Source organism: Massilia sp. CFBP9026 (assembly GCF_034045165.1).
Lineage (GTDB): Bacteria > Pseudomonadota > Gammaproteobacteria > Burkholderiales > Burkholderiaceae_D > Telluria > Telluria arenae.
Map to the genome: position 1 here is coordinate 1 of NZ_JAXCWH010000017.1, position 18340 is coordinate 18340.

The 18340-nt window shown below is 66.5% G+C and carries 14 protein-coding genes; all 14 read right to left on the minus strand.

Annotated elements, in window-relative coordinates; genetic code table 11:
- Window positions 1-89: 89 nt before the first annotated feature.
- A complete protein-coding gene (gene tssK, locus SOM28_RS25800) occupies window positions 90-1430 on the minus strand; it encodes a type VI secretion system baseplate subunit TssK (protein ID WP_320469909.1) in 1341 nt (446 codons plus the stop codon).
- Window positions 1431-1438: 8 nt separating this feature from the next.
- Window positions 1439-2767, minus strand: coding sequence for a type VI secretion system-associated FHA domain protein TagH (tagH, locus tag SOM28_RS25805; RefSeq protein ID WP_320469910.1), 1329 nt, complete (start codon window positions 2765-2767; stop codon window positions 1439-1441).
- A 93-nt stretch (window positions 2768-2860) separates the two neighbouring features.
- Window positions 2861-4843: a type VI secretion system Vgr family protein gene (locus SOM28_RS25810; RefSeq protein ID WP_320469911.1), complete on the minus strand. Its 1983-nt coding sequence runs from the start codon at window positions 4841-4843 to the stop codon at window positions 2861-2863.
- 289 nt (window positions 4844-5132) lie between these two features.
- Entirely contained in the window at window positions 5133-6185 is a 1053-nt protein-coding gene (locus SOM28_RS25815) for a hypothetical protein (protein WP_320469912.1), read from the minus strand.
- Between the two features lie 208 nt (window positions 6186-6393).
- Window positions 6394-7122 (minus strand): YopT-type cysteine protease domain-containing protein, encoded by a 729-nt coding sequence (locus tag SOM28_RS25820; RefSeq protein WP_320469913.1) that lies wholly within the window; start codon window positions 7120-7122, stop codon window positions 6394-6396.
- Window positions 7123-7272: 150 nt separating this feature from the next.
- Complete coding sequence (locus SOM28_RS25825) at window positions 7273-8391, minus strand: hypothetical protein (protein WP_320469914.1); 1119 nt, start codon at window positions 8389-8391, stop codon at window positions 7273-7275.
- A gap of 159 nt (window positions 8392-8550) precedes the next feature.
- The gene (gene tssH / locus SOM28_RS25830; RefSeq protein WP_320469915.1) at window positions 8551-11241 is read right to left on the minus strand and encodes a type VI secretion system ATPase TssH; all 2691 of its coding nucleotides are present in this window, start codon (window positions 11239-11241) and stop codon (window positions 8551-8553) included.
- A 27-nt stretch (window positions 11242-11268) separates the two neighbouring features.
- Window positions 11269-12273 (minus strand): type VI secretion system baseplate subunit TssG, encoded by a 1005-nt coding sequence (gene tssG, locus SOM28_RS25835; protein ID WP_320469916.1) that lies wholly within the window; start codon window positions 12271-12273, stop codon window positions 11269-11271.
- Window positions 12258-14150: a type VI secretion system baseplate subunit TssF gene (gene tssF / locus SOM28_RS25840; protein ID WP_320469917.1), complete on the minus strand. Its 1893-nt coding sequence runs from the start codon at window positions 14148-14150 to the stop codon at window positions 12258-12260. The genes tssG and tssF overlap by 16 nt, the downstream gene beginning before the upstream one ends.
- The gene (gene tssE, locus SOM28_RS25845; protein ID WP_123070510.1) at window positions 14147-14653 is read right to left on the minus strand and encodes a type VI secretion system baseplate subunit TssE; all 507 of its coding nucleotides are present in this window, start codon (window positions 14651-14653) and stop codon (window positions 14147-14149) included. The genes tssF and tssE overlap by 4 nt, the downstream gene beginning before the upstream one ends.
- Before the next feature lie 6 nt (window positions 14654-14659).
- Window positions 14660-15151, minus strand: a complete 492-nt coding sequence (locus tag SOM28_RS25850; protein WP_123070511.1) for an Hcp family type VI secretion system effector — start codon at window positions 15149-15151, stop codon at window positions 14660-14662.
- A gap of 67 nt (window positions 15152-15218) precedes the next feature.
- Entirely contained in the window at window positions 15219-16724 is a 1506-nt protein-coding gene (gene tssC / locus SOM28_RS25855) for a type VI secretion system contractile sheath large subunit (RefSeq protein WP_123070512.1), read from the minus strand.
- A 3-nt stretch (window positions 16725-16727) separates the two neighbouring features.
- Complete coding sequence (gene tssB, locus SOM28_RS25860; RefSeq protein ID WP_123070513.1) at window positions 16728-17252, minus strand: type VI secretion system contractile sheath small subunit; 525 nt, start codon at window positions 17250-17252, stop codon at window positions 16728-16730.
- 29 nt (window positions 17253-17281) lie between these two features.
- The gene (tssA, locus tag SOM28_RS25865) at window positions 17282-18310 is read right to left on the minus strand and encodes a type VI secretion system protein TssA (protein WP_320469918.1); all 1029 of its coding nucleotides are present in this window, start codon (window positions 18308-18310) and stop codon (window positions 17282-17284) included.
- Between the last annotated feature and the right edge of the window lie 30 nt (window positions 18311-18340).

Genomic DNA, 18340 nt, shown 5'->3' on the forward strand with positions numbered 1-18340 from the left:
CCGGCGGCGGCGCCCGCCGGCCCGGTCGCTGGACCAGCAGGGTACGGTCCGGGTCCTGCCCGGCGTCGTGGGATTCGTGTGGATTCATGTCAGGAAGCTTGATTGCGGATCGCCCAGAACTGCATCTGCAATCCAGGGAAGCTGCCCGCGATGTGCATGGCGAAGCCGGCGGAGTTGGACAACTGCTGCCAGTAGTCGCTGCCGCGATCGAGTTCGAAATAGGTGTAGCCGGCCAGGTAGGGCAGCTGGCGCGGCGCCACCGGGAGCGGGCGCAGCGCGATGCCGGGCAGCTGCAGGTTGACCAGGTCGCGGATCGTCTCCACCGAGCCGATCTTGACCTGTGGCGGGAAGCTGCTGCGCACCGCCTCCGGCGCCAGCTGCGCCTGCACCGCGAGCACGAAGGTGGCCGCGTGCAGCAGCGCGCGATCGGGCAGCACCGCCACCCGGATGCCGAACTGGCGCTCTTCGAGCGGGATCGGCACCGCGTGCGGATCCATCACCGCCGACAGCGAGCGGCGCAGATCCAGCATCAGCGGCGCGAAGCTGGTGTCGAGCGCATCGTGGCGGTAGACCGGATACGGGCCTGGCCGCTTGTCGGCGCGGGTGAAGGTGGCCAGCTCGCCGGCCAGGCGCACCAGCTCGCGGTACAGCGCTTCCGGGTGCAGGCCGCTCATGCCGGCCAGGTGCGCCACCAGCGGCTGGCTGCGGTTGAGCAGCTGCAGCAGCAGGAAGTCGGCGATGTCGGCGGCGCCGGCGCCGGCCGGCTGGGCCAGGCGCGCGGCCAGGGCCTCGCCGCGCTGGTGCAGCAGGCCGAGGAGCTCGTCGAGAAAACTATTCAAGGCCGGCGCCGCGCGCACGTCGAGCGCCGGCGGACAATAGGCCGGATCGAGCACGACCTGGTTGTCGGCGCGCCGTTCGATGACGCGCGCCACGCCCAGCGTGACCCAGGCGTCGGCCACCTCGCTCGCCAGCGCCAGGCGCAGACGCAGTTTGCCGACCGTCACCTGGGCGCTGCTGTCCAGTCCATTGCTGTCCCAGACTTCGACCTCGGTGCTGCGGTGACGGGCGAAGTTATCGAGCCCGTGGCTGTCGTCGACCTCGGGCACGCCATGGCGCCGCACGGGCAGCGCCAGCACGATCGTAACGTCGCGCGCGTCGGGCGGGATGTCGATCGGCAGCGGCAATTCGTCGTCGCCCGGCGCTCCAACCGGGGTGCCGTCGGGCAGCACGCCGCCGAAGGACGCCAGGGCCAGCTTGCCCAGCGCCAGCTGCTGCGCGTCGATCTCGAGCCGCGCCACGCCCCAGGCATAAGGCAGCAGTGCGCCGACCCGCGCCTCGAGCTGGGTCGCCAGGTAACGGTCGTGCTGCTGGAGATGCTGGGGCTGCAGCAGCATCCCCTCGGACCACACTACTTTGCTTTGCCACGCCATGGAGTTTCTCAGGAATCGGTGATGGGTGAGGTCTGGCCGGCGCGCAGGTGTTCGACCTGCTGCGCGTAGGCGCTGGAGAATTTTTCGCCGAACAGGCGCTGCAGGTCTTCGTCGGCGTCGCGCGCCAGCTCGCCGTACAGCTCGACCAGGCGGTCCCACATGCGCGCCTTGCGGCCGGCCGGCAGCAGGCGGTCGAAGCGTCCCGGCTCGCTCAGGCGCTGCTCGACACGCGCCGGATCGAAGCGCTGCACCACGGCGCCGAGCGCCGCGCGCATGCCGGCGATCACGGCCAGTTCATGCGCCTTGAGGTCGTCGAAGGCGCCCTGCACCGCCGCCTGCGGCGCCAGGTAGCCGGGCATGCCGGCGCCGAGCATCTGGCCCAGCGCGCTGCCGGCGTCGGGGAAGAACTTCAGCGGGTTGTTGGCGCGCGGGGCGATCATCGTCATGTCGATATGGCTCTCGCGCTTGGTCAGCGCGCGCGCCACCAGCACGTCCATCGTGCCGGCGGTGAGGCCGCGCAGCAGTTCGCCGGCCAGCCGCGCCAGGTCTTCCGGCGCGTGGGCCGAGCGCAGCTGCGGCAGCCCCATTCCATCGAGCAGGGCCTGCAGCACCGCGCTCTCGGCGGCCGGCGCCGCGGCGGGCGGTGGCGCGACGGCCGCGGGGGGCGGCACGGGTGTCGGCGGCGGCGCGGCCCGCTGCAGGTCCGCCAGCGGATCGTAGTCGGCCGGGATGGCGGCGAATACCGGTGGCGGCGCAAACGCCTGCCGCTCCGGCGGCACATGGTCATGCTCGGCGGCGGGCCAGGCTCCCTGCGCAGCCTTCCCGGCTTTGCTGGACGGAACGAGGCCCAGGCCCAGCGGATCGTCGCCGCCTGCGGCAGCGGTGCCATCGAGGATGCGGGCGCCGGCCAGGCTGTCCGGCGGACCGGGTTCGACCGGCGCTTGCGGCCACACCGGCGCCGGAGCGGGAATGGAAGACGGCATGGGAGCGGGCGCCATCATTGTGGCGTCGTCCGCGAGCGGCCCTTCCAACACCGCCTGCAATACGTAGTCGCCGACCACGATGCGGTCGCCGTCGTCCAGCGCGACCTCGGAGCCGGCGCCCAGCGGACGGTCGTTGACGATGCTCGGGTTGCTGCCCGCATCGGTCAGGTAATACCGGCCGTCACGCAGGGTCACGCTGGCGTGGCTGCGCGACACATACTTGTCCGGGTCTTCCAGCACCAGCCGGTTGCCGGGGGCGCGCCCGACCATGCCGCCCTCGGCGTCGAACTCGGCCTGGAGCGGGTCGGGCGGCGGCTGGTCGCGGTAGCTCAGCACATGCAGTCGCAGTTTCATGTCATTTCCTTGGGTTCAGGGCCGGGTGCAAGAGACTTACGCAAGGAACGGCATGTTGGACGCAGGTCGCGCCCTGTCTCACTGAGGCGCTACTCAGCTCTTGCCGTCGTCGGCTTCGCGCGGCGCGACCGGCGGCGTGCCTGGCCGGATGGTGGCGGCCAGCACCGCCGCGTTCACCGCGGTGGACGCCGACGGCATCGGCAGCGGCATGGTCGAACCGACGATCACCGCCGGCCCCACGCTGAGAAAGGCGGCGCCGGCCTTCAGCGTGATGTTGGCGCCGGCCTCGATGACCACGTTCATGCCGGCCTTGATGTGCACGGTCTGGCCGGCGTACAGTGCCGACTTCATGCCGCCCTCGACCACCATGTTCAGCGCTGCTTCCTGCGTCGCCGAGCCGCCGGTCTCCTCGCGGCGGTCGCCGCCGATCTTGTAGTGGCGGTCGCCATCGACCTGCTCGACGCTGTCCTTGCCCACCTTGATGTGATGGTCGCCGCCGATCCAGGACAATGCGTCGCCCTTCACGCGTTGTTCCAGGTCGCGCGCCGCGTGCATATAAAACTGCTCGGCGCCCTTCTTGTCTTCGAAGCGCAGTTCGTTGAAGTTGCCGCCGCCCTTCGAGCTGTTCGACTTGATGGTCGACCGGGTCTGCTTTGCCGGCAGCGCGTGCGGCGGCATGGCGTCACCGTTGTAGACGCAACCCGTCACCAGTGGCCGGTCGGGGTCGCCCTCGAGGAAGCTGACCACCACTTCCATGCCGACGCGCGGCACGAACATCATGCCCCAACCCTTGCCGGCCCAACCCTGCTGCACGCGCACCCAGCACGAGCTGGTCTCGTCCGACTTGCCGTCGCGGTCCCAGTGGAACTGCACCTTGATGCGGCCGTACTGGTCGGTCCAGATCTCTTCGCCGCTTTTGCCCACCACCATGGCGGTCTGCGGTCCCTGCACCACGGGCTTCGTGGCGCCGGCCGGGGCGCGGTAGCTGTGCTCCTTGCCGATCGCCTCGAACACGGTGCGGAAGTCCATGCCCTCGTTCGAGCCGTCGGTGCGGTAGTCGTTGCCGGTGATTTCGGTCTGTGCGCCTGTGATCAGGAAGGCCCGGTTCTGGTCGCTGCGCGGATGCTCGACGAGCGTGAACAGCGCGCCGACCGTCAGGCCGCGCGCATTGCCGCTGGCCTCGATACGCTCGCCCTGGCCGTGCAGCGCCTCGATGCGCGCGCGCGCAAAACCGTTGCCGACGCCGGCGGCCACGTAGCGGCCCGGATAATCGTAGTGCTCGTAGCGGCGCTGGTCGAACGGGGCCGGGATATTGGCCTTGGCCAGCAGGGCGCCGCTGGTGCTGGCCGACGCCTTTTCGAAATCGAAGTCGTTGAGGGTCACGATGCTGGGCTGGATCTGGCCGCCTGGTGCAAAGCGCGTCACCGTCTCCTTGAGCGGATCGCGCCACTGCTCCTCGTCGCGAAACACGATGGTCTCGTAGCCGCCCACCGTCTGGTGCGCGCCATAGCCGTCGGCCAGCACCATCGTGTGGGCGCCGTCCTGGTGCGTGAAGTAGAAATAGATGCCTTCTTCTTCCAGCAGGCGGCAGACGAAGTTGAAGTCGGTCTCCCGGTATTGCACGCAATAGGTGCGCGGCGCCGGCGTGGATGCGAGCAGGCCGTCCTTGAGCGAGACCAGGCCGCCGTAGTCGGCCACCACCGCCTTGACGATGTCGAGCGCGCTTTTGTCCTGGAAGATGCGGCAGTTGGTGGAACGCGTGAGTAGCCACAGGGCCGGATGCACGACCGCCTGGTAGGACGGCTTGTCGTCGCGCCAGCCCTGGTAGGAGAAATGCGTGACGATGCCATGGAAGTGGCGCTGGCCGCCCTTGGGCAGGTCGATGCTGACGGTGAGATCCGTACCGAGGACGTCGGCGATGCGGATGTCGCCGCGCTCCGAAGCCAGCTCGATGCGGAACTCGGATAGGCGGCCCAGCGCTTCGCTGCAGTGCATGCGCTTGAACAGCAGGACGTCGGCGCCGAGGGCGGTCTTGACGGAGACCTCGCGGCGGGCTTGGGTGGACTGAATGGGCATGGCGGCGGAAGCTGGAAATCGAAATGGCGGATTCGGGGTGCTGGCAAGGATGGCCGGCCCTTCGACAGAAGGTGCCGTTGAAGAGATACGTAGGAGCCGCCGATACGGATGCACGCTCGATGTGGAACGGGCTCGTGTACTCCACGCAGGTGTCACGCCGCTGCATCATCCGCACCACAGGAAGCCCACGCCGTCCCGGTAGAGGTCAACGGGCGCCGTTCCACCGTTCCTGACAGGCGGGCGAAGCCTCGTGCATGCACCGACTGGCATCCGCCGTCTTGAAATGAAATTATTCAGCTGCCATCCGCACCCGCCCCGCCGACCTCGGTTCGAGCACGGCAATGACCTTTCTCCACTCACGAATCCAGCCCAGATGCTTGTTGATGACGGACCCGGTGAGGTGTGGATCGCCCGGGTCGATCGTGTACACATGACCGGTATTCGTATCGACAACGATCTGAAAATCCGGGATATCCTCCCCGCGAGCGAAATACGCCGCGAGCGCATCGAGGTCGGCCTTTGCATTCTTGAATTTGGTTGGATCGAGATTTCTCCCTTTACCAATGACTCTTTCGATTTCGCTCGCAAATTTCTGCGCATAGTCTGGATTTTCTTGTCGGCACAATGCGTGATTGCCTGGGATAAGCTGTTCGATGAACGCTTTTGCCGGGAAAGATTTCTCATCCACGACGTTGATCAGCGCGTCGTCGACGCTGGTGATCGGCCCCAGGGAAGGCACTGTCACGCCATGCTTGCGCAACTCGAGCAACTGCTCGATCTCGCACCGGACTGCCCGCCACTTGGACTCTGCAAATCCCGCGCTGATCACGGCGACGACCCAAGGTTTTTCTTTCACGCGATAAACGGTCTTGTTAATCCCTTTTCCTAATAGCTCGAGATAATCGGGTATCAGGTTTGCGATGGACTTATTACGTAGGTCGAGTAATTTTTGCCGTATCTCGATTGCCCCGTCCGAGCGAGCGTACTGGTCGTCTGACACACTGCTGATGACAGGGAGAACGTGCGAAGATGGCACCACAACGGGTGGAATGACGGCCGGTAGCGGAGCGACTGTCAGATGAACGACCGGCTTAGGTGCGGACACGTGCGGAACAGGTTTAGGTGCGGAAGCGATGAACGCACTGGACGAACTCGAAGAAGGAATCGCGGTCGATGCGGTTTGAAGCGGCGCGGGAGTCGACGAGGATGCCTGCGCAGAAGATGCGGCTGCGGCCTGCTGGTTTGCATCGCCGACGCCATACCTGGCGCAGGCTGTGTTACGACAGCCGCTCCCATCGTCCGAATAATAACGGGAGCACTTGATGCAGTTCTTCCAACCCATGGAACACTCCTTGCAAACTTGATATTCGATTCAAATCCAGCTCCTGCTGACCGCGACAGCGGACCAGAAGAGACGGCTCCAATGCAGCTTGACCACGTCCGGACGACACCAGTTCAGCGGGCAAGACCGCTTGCCAGGCAGTCGAGTTTGGCTGGGCCGGGTCGCAGCGGCCGAGCTGACCGGCCGCGGTGCGCCGGCCAGGCCGGCCTCAGGTCTTGAACTTCGTGGCGGTCAACCAATCCGCGTCCGCGCCCTGGTAGAGAGACTTGATCGTCGGGTCGCTGAAATAGCGATGCAGGCAGCCGGCAAGGGTACGTGGCGACAACGCCGAGACGATGCCGCAGTTGGGATCGAAGACACTGTATCTGCCCGAGCGCGATCCAATCGCGGCCATCGCGTGGCGCGGAACCGACAGCATGAAATACCGCTTGTCGACCGCAGCGCCCAGCCAGGCGCAGAACGCATCCATGCCGCCTCGCGACAGGCCGAAGGACCGGGCCTTGCCGGCGTCGACAAGGCGACTGTTCTGGGTCATTGCAGCGGTGCCGAAGAACGGGTCGGCGGCGCTCCAGTCGCCCCGGTGCACATCGCCGTCCCGCCATGTTCCGGAAGTGCTGATGGCACCATAGATATCCTGGTGCCGATACGCCACGTAGGCACGGTAGAACAGCGAAGAGGACTCCAGGTCGGCCACCTGGGCGATGAAATCGCCTCCCTTTCTTTGCATCGTCTCGAGCCAGGCGACAGCGAGGCCATAGCACACGCCGTCCGCGCCGTCTTGCAGACGTCCCACTTTCGCCGGCCGCCCGGCCAGATGCACCACTTTTTCCTGGACCCCTTCCAGCAGTACCTTCTGCGAAAACGGCTGGTAATGGCACCCGGCCTGGCTGGCGATCGGCGTCATGATCTTGACACCGGTGCTGTTCGAATAATCCATGTCTGTTCTTTCCTCGCCATCTTCCCTACAGCCCTCGTCGGAGACCTGGAAGCGCATCTCGAGCAAGGTTCCCGCGAAGACATACGTGGCATTCTTGCGGATGGATGCGTTCCCGACGCTGGCCGACGCGGCGGTCTTGCGCGGTCGGCTTCACGGATATGCCGGAAACGGCTTGGCAACGCTTCGCATGCTGCGCGCCAGGTCATAACGCAGCCACGCTTCCTGGTTCGAAACGACTGCCCGCCCGTTGAAATCGTTGAGGCTCCAATCACCCTCCCAGGGCGCTCTCACCTTGCTTCCGTTCACATAGAACTTGACGACTGCCGATAGTGGAAACACCGGATCGCGCCAATAGCGGTAGCAAAACAATAATTCGGACGTCGTGATAGCGACAAACGGCCCGCGGTTCGGAAGCGGTTGTTTCATCGCCACCGCTCCCAGATCGTCCAAGCCATCGAGTACGAAATGGATCTTGGCATTGACCGCCTGGTAAGCGGGCGACGATGCAACCATGGCGATGCCTCCTTTGCAGGCCCGGCGCACAGCCTTGACCATGCGCGCGTGCGCCCACAGGTGATCCTGGATTAGCCTGCTACCGTCAGGCAAGCTGTTCCACGACTGGATCTGCGACGGCGTCTTTTGCAAGTCCTTCCTGAGCCTGCCCCTGTCCATTTCCAGCGCCGTCACCGGACTGAGACGAGACGCCATCAGGCCATTCACATGCACCCGCCGATTGGCTTGCGTGATGCCTTCCTTGAGTCCCGGTATGTCGGTGGTCTGCGTGATCGATGCCGTCGCTGAAGCGACCGTCGTATCCAGTCGGCCGACCCCGATCCATTCACGGCCGAACGCCGCGCCATTCCCGACATTGGCGGCCCGGTTGAATTTGTCGCAATAGCGCGCATTCACGCCACTGTATGGCGCCAACCCTCGCTCCAGGGCCAGTCCATAGACCAGGTCGACATAGTCGCCGGGCTGCATCGATGCGAATTCCGTGTGGAAGCTGGTCCCGGTCCGTGGATCGGGAATCGGCGTCAACTCGCTGCCGTGGATCAGATCCGGAAAATAGAACGCGACGTAGTCAATGAGTTGCCGGTATTTATGGCGCTTTGCGAGCGGCATGAGGTCGATCGTACGGATCACCTCCTGGGGCTGCACCGGCGGCACGGCACGGGTCAGCAGTTCACGCAAGGATTCCAGCTCGCTTTTGAAAACCCGGTTACCGAAGACGGCGCCGGCATCGCGCGCCAGCCGGTTGAATTCGTCCATGGAGAACAATAGTGGGGCCCCATTGATACTTAAAACTGTCATCGTAAATCTGTCCTGTGGCTTGGCTCTCCTGCATCGAGGCGGGCTCGCTCAAGAGAAAATGTGCTGTACCTCGCTGCGCGGCGCCGCCTGGCAATGGTCCCGCTGCACCGGCAACGGTCAGAACGCGTAGGCAAACACGCCGCCTGCCGCGCTTACCCGGACCCCGGCCACGGGCTGGCCATGCATCGTGCGCATCAGGAACTCGCGCGACAAGTCGGGCAACATCGTATTGGTCAGGATCGCGTCGATCATCCGCCCTCCCGACTCGCTCTCGATGCAACGCGACACCACCAGGTCCACGACGTCGTCGTCGTAGCCGAACGAAATCCGATAACGCGCCTCGATCCGCTTCCTGATGCGGTCGAGCTGCAACCTGGCGATCCGGTCGAGCATCCCGTCCGACAGCGGGTAATACGGGATCGTCACCAGCCGCCCCAGCAATGCCGGCGGAAACGCCTCGAGCAACGGCGCGCGCAGGGCGCTGGCCATGCGCTCGGGATTCGGCACCAGTCCCGGGTCCCGGCACAGATGTGCGATGACCTCGGTCCCGGCATTGGTCGTCAGGATGATCAGCGTGTTCTTGAAATCGATGAAACGCCCCTCGCCATCTTCCATATAGCCCTTGTCGAAGACCTGGAAGAACATCTCGTGCACGTCCGGGTGCGCCTTCTCGACTTCATCCAGCAGCACCACGGAATAAGGCCGGCGCCGCACGGCCTCGGTCAGCACGCCGCCCTCGCCATAGCCGACATAACCGGGCGGCGCCCCCTTCAGGGTCGACACCGTATGCGCCTCCTGGAATTCGCTCATGTTGATGGTGATCAGGTTCTGCTCGCCCCCGTACAGCGCCTCGGCCAGCGCCAGCGCGGTCTCGGTCTTGCCGACACCCGAGGTCCCGGCCAGCAGGAACACGCCCACCGGCTTGTCCGGATTGTCCAGCCCCGCGCGCGAGGTCTGGATGCGCCGGGCGATCATCTCCATCGCATGGTCCTGGCCGATGACGCGCCGGCCCAGGATGGCGGCGATGTCCAGGATCGTCTCCATCTCGTTCCTGGCCATGCGGCCGACCGGGATGCCGGTCCAGTCGCCGACCACCGCCGCCACCGCCTGGTAGTCGACGGTCGGCAGGATCAGGGGCGTTTCGCCCTGGAGCCCAGCCAGCTGTGCTTGCACCACCTTCAGCCGCGCTTTCAAGAGCTCACGCCGCTCGTCATCCTGCGTTGTGGCTTCCAGTTGCGAACCGGTGCCTTCGACCGGCAAGGCGCCGTCGCGCAGCTGGGCACGCAGCGCCAGCAGCTCATCGACCAGTTCGCGCTCCCCGGCCCAGCGCCTCTCCAGTGCAGCCAGTCGCTCGTGCTCCAGGCCCAGTGCGACCTCGGCTTCGTGGGTGCGCGCGGCGACCTCGATGCCGATCACTCCTTCGCGCCGGATGATGCCCATCTCGATCTCCAGCGCCTCGATGCGCCTGCGGCTGTCGTCGACTTCGGCCGGGGTCGCGTGCAGGCTCACGGCCACGCGCGCACAGGCGGTGTCGAGCAGGCTTACCGATTTATCGGGCAGCTGGCGCGCCGGGATGTAGCGGTGCGACAGCTTCACCGCCGCCTCCAATGCCTCGTCCAGGATCTGCACCTGATGATGTTTTTCCATCGTCGAGGCCACGCCGCGCATCATGCGGATCGCACGCTCTTCGCTTGGCTCGTCGACCTGGATGCTCTGGAAGCGGCGCGTGAGCGCCGGGTCTTTCTCGATGTGCTTCTTGTACTCGGCGAAGGTGGTGGCGCCGATCGTGCGCAGGGTGCCGCGCGCCAGCGCCGGCTTGAGCAGGTTGGCGGCGTCGCCGGTGCCGGCCGCGCCGCCGGCGCCGACCAGCGTATGGGTCTCGTCGATGAACAGGATCACCGGCTTCTCGCTGGCCTGCACGTCGTCGATCACCGCGCGCAGGCGCTGCTCGAACTCGCCCTTCATGCTGGCGCCGGCCTGCAACAGGCCGACGTCCAGCGCCAGCAGCCGCACCTCCTTCAGGCTCGGGGGCACGTCGCCGCGCGCGATGCGCTGGGCGAAGCCCTCGACCACGGCGGTCTTGCCGACGCCGGCCTCGCCGATCATGATCGGGTTGTTCTGGCGGCGCCGCATCAGGATGTCGACCATCTGCCGGATCTCGTCGTCGCGCCCGACGATCGGGTCCATCTTGCCGCTCCTGGCCTGCTCGGTCAGGTCGGTCGTGAATTTCTTGAGCGCCTCTTGCCTGCCCATCTGGGCCGGCGCCAGCGCGCCTGTCTCCTCTCCCGGCGCACCTGATGCCTGGAAGCCGTCGCTGGCGGCCAGCTTCGCCTCCGGCGATTCCCTGAGCAGATCCGAAAAACGTTCCGACAAATCCTCGGCCTTGATGCGTTCGAACTGGCGGCTCACCGCATACAGCGCGTTGCGCAGGTTCGCCGTCTTGAGCATGCCGAACAGCAGGTGGCCGCTCCTTACCTGGGATTCGCCGAACATCAGCGTGGCATACACCCAGGCCCGCTCGACCGTCTCTTCCAGCTGCGACGACAGGTCGGTGACCGACGTCGCGCCGCGCGGCAGGCGGTCGAGCGCCGCCGTCAGGTCGCGCGCCAGCACGGCGGCGTCGAGTTCATAATGGCGCACCAGGCGGTGCACGTCGGAATCCTGCAACTGCAGGATCTGGTGCAGCCAGTGCACCATCTCGACATAGGGATTGCCACGCAACTTGCAGAACACCGTGCTGCCTTCGATCGCGCGGTAGCACAGGGCATTGAGTTTTCCAAACAGCGCGACACGACTGATTTCGGCCATATTCGTTTCTTTCGTTTGTTTCGTGATTCAGCCCGCGTGGGCTGGATTGATCAGGAGCTGGCGGGCGTCGCGCGCGGCCGGGCCGCTGGCGAGCCAGGTGTTCCAGCCGAGCTGCCTGCCGCCCAGCGCCAGGCGCGGCACTTCTTCGCGCCTGAGCACCAGGCGCAGGTCCCAGTCGAGCGCCAGGCCGGCATAGGCGTTCACCCAGTCGACCAGGCGGCGCAGGCTGGCGCCGCCCGGTAGCATGCGCCGGTAGGCGGCATAGTCGAGCGGGCCAATCACCAGGCGGAACTTGTGCTGACGGTCCCAGACCCGGGTGCCCAGCACCGTGGACGCGCCGAGGCGGTTGCCGCGGTCCTGCGCGCCCATGCGGCTCTGGCCCTCGGGCGGGATCGGCATCCAGTGGCCGACGAACTGCTCCAGTTCGACCGGCGCCCTGAAGTAGGCCTGCAGGATCGCCACCAGGCCGGATGCCGGGCGGCGCGCATTGGCCATCAGGCCGGCGAAGTGCAGCTTGGCGAAGTCGCCGATCTCGTCGCGTCCACGCAGCGCCGGCGTGCCGATGCCGAACAGGCTGCCGACGTAGTCGCCGAAGCGGTCGCTGCCTGGCCGATCCAGGCTGGTCGCCGGATCGGCACTGGCGCGGGCGCGGTAGAACAGCGACACCATCCGGTGATGGAACACATCGAGGAAGGCGACCAGCGTCGGGTCGCGGTGGTTGCGCATGCGCTCGCGCGCATACTCCGTCAGGTGCAGCGGTAGCGGCCCGTTGGCGCCGAGCAGGCCCGTGAAGTTCACCGTCAGGCGCAGACGCTTGTCGTCCGGGCCCCGCGTGACGCCGGCCAGTGCACCGGGCTCGAAGCCGAGCGACGGATCCTGGCCGAAGCGCACGGCATCGTCACGCGGGCGCAGCGAGGCGCCGATGCGCGGCTGGTCGGGATAGGCGTTCTCCAAGAGGCGCAGGGCCTGGTAGAAATCCATGCCGGCGCCGGCCTCTTCGATGCGGTCTTGGGTAGCTACAGGATCGCGCATGCGCCTCCCCTCGCCGGCCAGCGCATGATTTCGCCGCGGCTGACCGTGCGCACCACGGTTTCGGTGAAAGCGTTGATCGACACGTACTGGGCAAAGAAATGGCTCAGCACCGCGCCCAGCACGAAGGCGCCGGCGCCCTCGAACGCGGCGGCGTCCATGGTGACCGTAATTTCCAGGCCACGCCCGAAGGCGATCGGACCGGGGCCGGCCAGGCGCCGCGTCACCCGGCGCGCGGACACCGAGCGCACGCCATCGACCTGGCGCTGGCTGCTCAAGTCCAATGGATGGCAGTACAGCGCCAGCAGTTCGCGCAGGGCTCTGGCGCCCTGCTCCGCGTCGGTATCGACCAGCGACAGGTAGTTGAGCGACAGCTGGTTGATCAGGCGCCAGGCCACGCCGCCCTCGGCGAACGAGGGGAACGGTTGGCTCGGCCCGCCCAGCACCCGCACCGCCCGCACCGGTCCGCCCTGCTCCAGGATGAAATCGGTCTTGCCCAGGCCCAGCGGCATCGACAGCGGCAGGTCGCGGTTGGTACACCACAGCACCAGGCCGAGCTGGCGCAGGTCGTGGCGATAGGGCGCTGCGCGCGCGTCCACCAGCGAGATATACGTCTCGCTGCCGACGTAGGACGAGCGCGGTCCGCGCCGGCGCTGCTGCTGCGACAAAGCGCGCGGCTCGCGCCGGACCTGGTAGTAGGCCTGCTCCCGGGCCTGCTCCGGCAGGCTGGCGGTGTCGAGGTCGCGCGCCGTGTACATGGGCTGGAACGCCTGCTCGGCGGCCGCGCCGCTGCCGTAGCCGATGACACTCTCGACCTGGTGCACCTCGAAATCCATGGGCCGCGTGCGGTCGGCCAGCACGTGGTATTCGGCGCAGTCGGTATCCAGGTCGATGCGGTCGGCGCGGCGCCGGAACAGGTTCACCGCCGGCGTGCAGTTGAGCGCGATATGGCTGGCGTCCAGGACCTGCTCGAGCTGGGCGTCGCCCTGCGCCAGCAGCACCACGATCTCGATCTCGTGTTCGGCGCAGGCCTTGATTGCCGGGCCCAGGCCGCACAGCTCGACGAACAGGAAGCGTTGCGCGAACGCGAAGTATTCCTGCAACAGGCGATAGCCCTGAAAGCTGCGCTGGCCGCTGGGCAGCAGCGCGTCGTCCTCGTCGAAGCCGCGCGGCCGCAGCGCCGTTTTCGGCAGGCGCAGGTGCTTGCCCGGGCGGCTGCCCGGCAGCACCAGCACGCCCTCGACCGCGCCCAGCAGCTTTTCGTAGATCCGCACCGGCAGGTCGTCGCCGCCGCGCAGGTGCAGCGCCAGGCGGTCCAGCGCGAGCGCGCTGAACGGCGCGTCGTTGGTGGTGCGCAGGCGCAGGCGCAAGCCGGCCTTCACATGCGGCGGCTGGCGGACGTCGACGCCCTCGATGCTGCCGGCATGGGTGAAGAAGCGCGCCTCGACCAGTTCGACCGGCCACAAGGTGACATCGTGCGCGGTACGGTATTCGCAGGCGGTGGCGTCGTCCTTGCCCAGCACGCTGCGCAGGGCCGCGCCACGCGCCACGCGGTAGCCTGCGTCCAGCGCCGGGTCGGCGAGGTCGGGCTGCAGCTGCACGATCGCCATCGACGGCGTCGGCGCCAGGAAGTGCGGATAGACCAGCTCGGACAGGTGCTGGGTGAAGCGCGGGAATTCGGCGTCGATCTTCATCTGCACGCGCGCCGCCATGAAGGCGAAGCCTTCCAGCAGGCGCTCGACATAGGGATCGGCGCAGTCGAAGCCTTCCAGGCCCAGGCGGCCAGCGATCTTGGGATACTCGGCTGCGAACTCGCCGCCCATCTCGCGCAGATGCTGCAATTCCTGGCTGTAGTAGCGCAGCAGGCGTGGATTGCTCATGGGCGTGCCGCTCCACCGTCGACGAGGCTGAGCTGTCCCAGGTCGAGATCGAGCTCCGTCTTGAGGTACAGGCGTTCGGGATAGGGCTGGGCCCACAGGTCGGCCTCGATGTCGAACACGATCTTGCTGATCGCACCCTGCGCGGCCATGGCCCTGACCGAGACCGAGGAGCGGATCAGGCGCGGCTCGAAATCCCAGATGGCCTGGCGGATGGACCGTTCGAGATCGGCCCGCGCCATATTCGCCAGCGACACGCCCGAGATCGCCGGCAAACCGTAGTTGAGCACCGAGCCGGCCAGGTGCGGCAGGCGTGGCAGCTCTCCGGTCGACGCCAGGTTGGTGGTATTGAGGAGCCACGCCAGGTCGCGCAGCACGCCCTCGCGCAAGCCGCGCTCGGACAGGACGCGGCGCTCGCGCGCCTCGACCGTCTTGTCGGGCTCGTGGTCGGTGAGGCGGTCCAGCAGCGAAGGCTGCAAGCGCTCGCGTGGCGCCAGTTCGGCCATCTTCGCTTATGCCTCGGCGTTGCCGGCGATGTCGTAGGCAAAGGTCTTGTCGCCGGCGACGGTGCCCTTGGCATTCTGCGGGGTGTAAGCGAACTTCACCTTGGCGAAGTTCAGCGTGACGTTCTCGGTCAGGCGGTCTTCGCCACCGCTGCCGCCGGTGGAAATCGAGGTCACCAGCACCTGTTCCATAGTGATGAAGATGTATTTGTTCTGGCCTTCACCGGCCTTGCGCACCATCAGCTCGGCCTTGTCGATGTGGGTGCCTTTCGCCAGTGCGACCATCAGCGCATTGGTCGCGCTGTCGACGTACTTGGTGAACGACAGGTCCTGGAAACTGGCCTTGCCCGAACCGCCGCCACCGCCCATGTGGGTGGTGCCCGACTGGCTCATGCCCCAGCTCCAGGCCAGCACGTCGATGTCGCCTTTCGGGCCCTGGTCCTTGTCGATCGACTCGCCCTTGATCGAGCCGCCCATATTGATGAACATATCTACTGCCATGTCGTTTCTCCTGTGATGCCGGCGCGCGCGGCGCCGGCGGGGTTGAATGCGTAATTAATTGCGACGGTCAGGCCTTGGCCGACGGCAGCTTCGAGACCAGGCGCAGCGACACGGTCAGGCCTTCCAGCTGGTAGTGCGGGCGCAGGAAGAACTGCGCGTTGTAGTAGCCCGGGTTGTCCTCGACCGCCTGCAGCGACACCTCGGCCGCGGCCAGCGGCTTCCTGGCCTTGGTCGCTTCGCTGGACGTGGCCGGGTCGCCATCGACGTACTGCATGATCCAGCGCGTCAGCCAGCGCTCCATGTCGTCGCGCTCCTTGAACGAGCCGATCTTGTCGCGCACGATGCACTTGAGGTAGTGGGCGAAGCGGCAAGTCGCGAACAGGTAAGGCAGGCGCGCGGCGAGATTGGCGTTGGCGGTGGCGTCCGGGTCGTCGTACTCGGCCGGCTTGTGCATCGACTGCGCGCCGATGAAGGCGGCCAGGTCGCTGTTCTTCTTGTGCACCAGCGGCATGAAGCCGTTCTTGGCCAGTTCGGCCTCGCGCCGGTCGCTGATCGCGATCTCGGTCGGACAGGTCATGTCGACCCCGCCGTCGTCGGTCGGGAAGGTGTACACCGGCAGGTTCTCGACCGCGCCGCCCGATTCGATGCCGCGGATCCGCGAGCACCAGCCGTATTGCTTGAACGAGCGGTTGATGTTCACCGCCATCGCGTAGGCCGCATTGGCCCAGGTGAAGTCGCGCGCACCCGCCGCATCGGTGGTCTCTTCGAAATCGAATTCCTCGACCGGGTTGGTCTTGGCGCCATACGGCGCGCGCGCCAGGAAGCGCGGCATCGCCAGGCCGACGTAACGCGAATCCTCGGATTCGCGGAAAGAGCGCCAGGCGGCGTGCTCCGGGGTCTGGAACAGTTTGGTCAGATCGCGCGGATTGGCCAGCTCCTGCCACGAGTCCATCAGCATCACGCTCGGATCGGCGGCGCTGATCAACGGTGCATGGGCGGCCGCAGACACCTGCGCCATCTGGGTGAGCAGCTCGACGTCGGGCGCGCTGTTGCTGAAGTAGTAGTCGGCCACGAAGGCGCCATACGGCTCGCCGCCGAACTGGCCGTATTCTTCCTCGTACAGCTTCTTGAACACCGGGCTCTGGTCCCAGGCCACGCCCTTGTACTTGCGCAGCGTCCTGTGCAATTCATGCTTCGAGATGTTCATCACACGGATCTTGAGCATCTCGTCGGTCTCGGTATTGCTGACCAGGTGGTGCAGGCCGCGCCAGGCGCTTTCCACCGCCTGGAATTTGCTGTCATGCAGGATGTGGTTGATCTGTTCGGTCAGTTTCTTGTCGATCCCGGCGATCAGGCCCTCGATCGTGGCCAGCACGTCGCCGCCGACGACCGTGGCGTCCTGCAAGGCCTGCTGGGCCAGCGTGCGCACGGCGTTTTCGACCGCATCGCGCGCCTTGTCGGTGCGCGGCTTGAATTCCTGCTGCAGCAGGCTCGCGAAGTCGTTCGCGGCGAGCGTACCCTCCAGCGCGGGTTGATTCACGGGTTGATTCAATTCGTCGGTTGCATTGGCCATCGTCTATCCTTGTGGCGGTTGGTCGGCTGCGTCGTCCGGCTTGGGCGCGGCAGCCAGCACCTGCATCAGGGCCGGATCGCCCATCAGTTTCGCCATCAGCTCTTCGGCGCCGGTCTTGCCGTCCATATAGGTCATCAGGTTGACCAACTGGCTGCGCGCTTCCAGCATGGTGCGCAGCGAATCGACCTTGCGCGCGATCGCGCCAGGCGTGAAGTCGTCCAGGCTCTCGAAGGTCATCTCGATCGCCATATTGCCCTCGCCGGTGAGGGTGTTGGGCACCGTCGTCACCACGCGCGGCTTCATCGACTTGAGGCGGTCGTCGAAGTTGTCGACGTCGATCTCCAGGAATTTGCGCTCGGCCACCGGCGGCAGCGCTTCGGCCGGCGTGCCCGACAGGTCGGAGAACACGCCCATCACGAAGGGCAGCTGCACCTTCTTCTCGGCGCCATAGACTTCGACGTCGTACTCGATCTGCACCCGCGGCGCACGGTTGCGCGCGATGAACTTCTGACTGCTTTCTTTAGCCACGATAAGACTCCGTTAAGTGTGGTACGTGTTCATGAATCGCCCCGGATACCGCTGATCTGCGCCAGCTGGTTCAATCCATCGGGGGCGAGCTCCTCCATCAATTCGGTGAAATTCATCTCGACCAGGCCCCTGGCCCGCTGCAGCAGCAGCGGTACGGGACTGGACGGTTCGGCGCGCGCATACCAGGCGCAGATGCGCTCCAGCAGCCGCACCACGTCGGCGCGGCCCGCGATCTCGCCATCAGCACGTACGGCTGCCGCAACGCCGTCGGAAGCCGCCAGCTGGGCCGCTTCTTCCAGGGGCGTCGCGGCCGCCGCAGCCAGGTGCGGGCGCACCTGGCCCGCCGCGCGTTGCAACAGGCTGGCAAGCGGCGCGAGGTCGATGCCCATGCCGGCGCCCAGATGGCGGGCCAGCGTCGCTTCGATCTGACCGACACTGGCGCCGGCGGCATCGAGGGCCGCGCACGTTGCGGCAAGGTCGTCCTGCGACGCCGCCCCGAAAGCGGCGGCGATCGTTGCCGGCGCAGCCCTGGCTGCATCGCCCATTTCTTCCCCTTCGCCGGCCTCGATATCGCGCAGGCCGAAGGCGCCGATGGCGCGCACCTCGACCAGCGGCATGTCGCGCAGCTGCCGCAACATGCCGCCCGCCTCCACCAGCGCCGCCAGTGTGTTCAGGCGCAGGGTCGGGTCGTTGTCGTCGTCCGCGTCGAGCTGCGGATGCAGCTGCTCCCATTGCGCGGACAGCAGCGCCACCAGCAGCGCCAGTCCTGCCGCGAGCCCGGGCGCGCCTTCCTGCCCGAGCAGCGCGCGCGTCAGGCCGACCGCCACGCGCAGGTCGCGCGTGCGCCCCATCAGCTCGAGCGCCAGCGCACGCGCCGTCTTCCAGTCCGGGCCCGTGGCCGGCGTGATCGTGCTGCCGTACTGCACTTCCGGCTTGCCGTTCAGCGCCGCTTCGAGCGCCAGGAATTGCGGGTCGTATTCCAGGTTCTCGCCGCAAGGCAGCAGCGCGTCGAGTGGCGCGGCGAGGTTCGAGAGAGAGGTCGATTGCAGGTCGTTCATGGCGCTTCCATTGATTGGAACGAGGCGGGA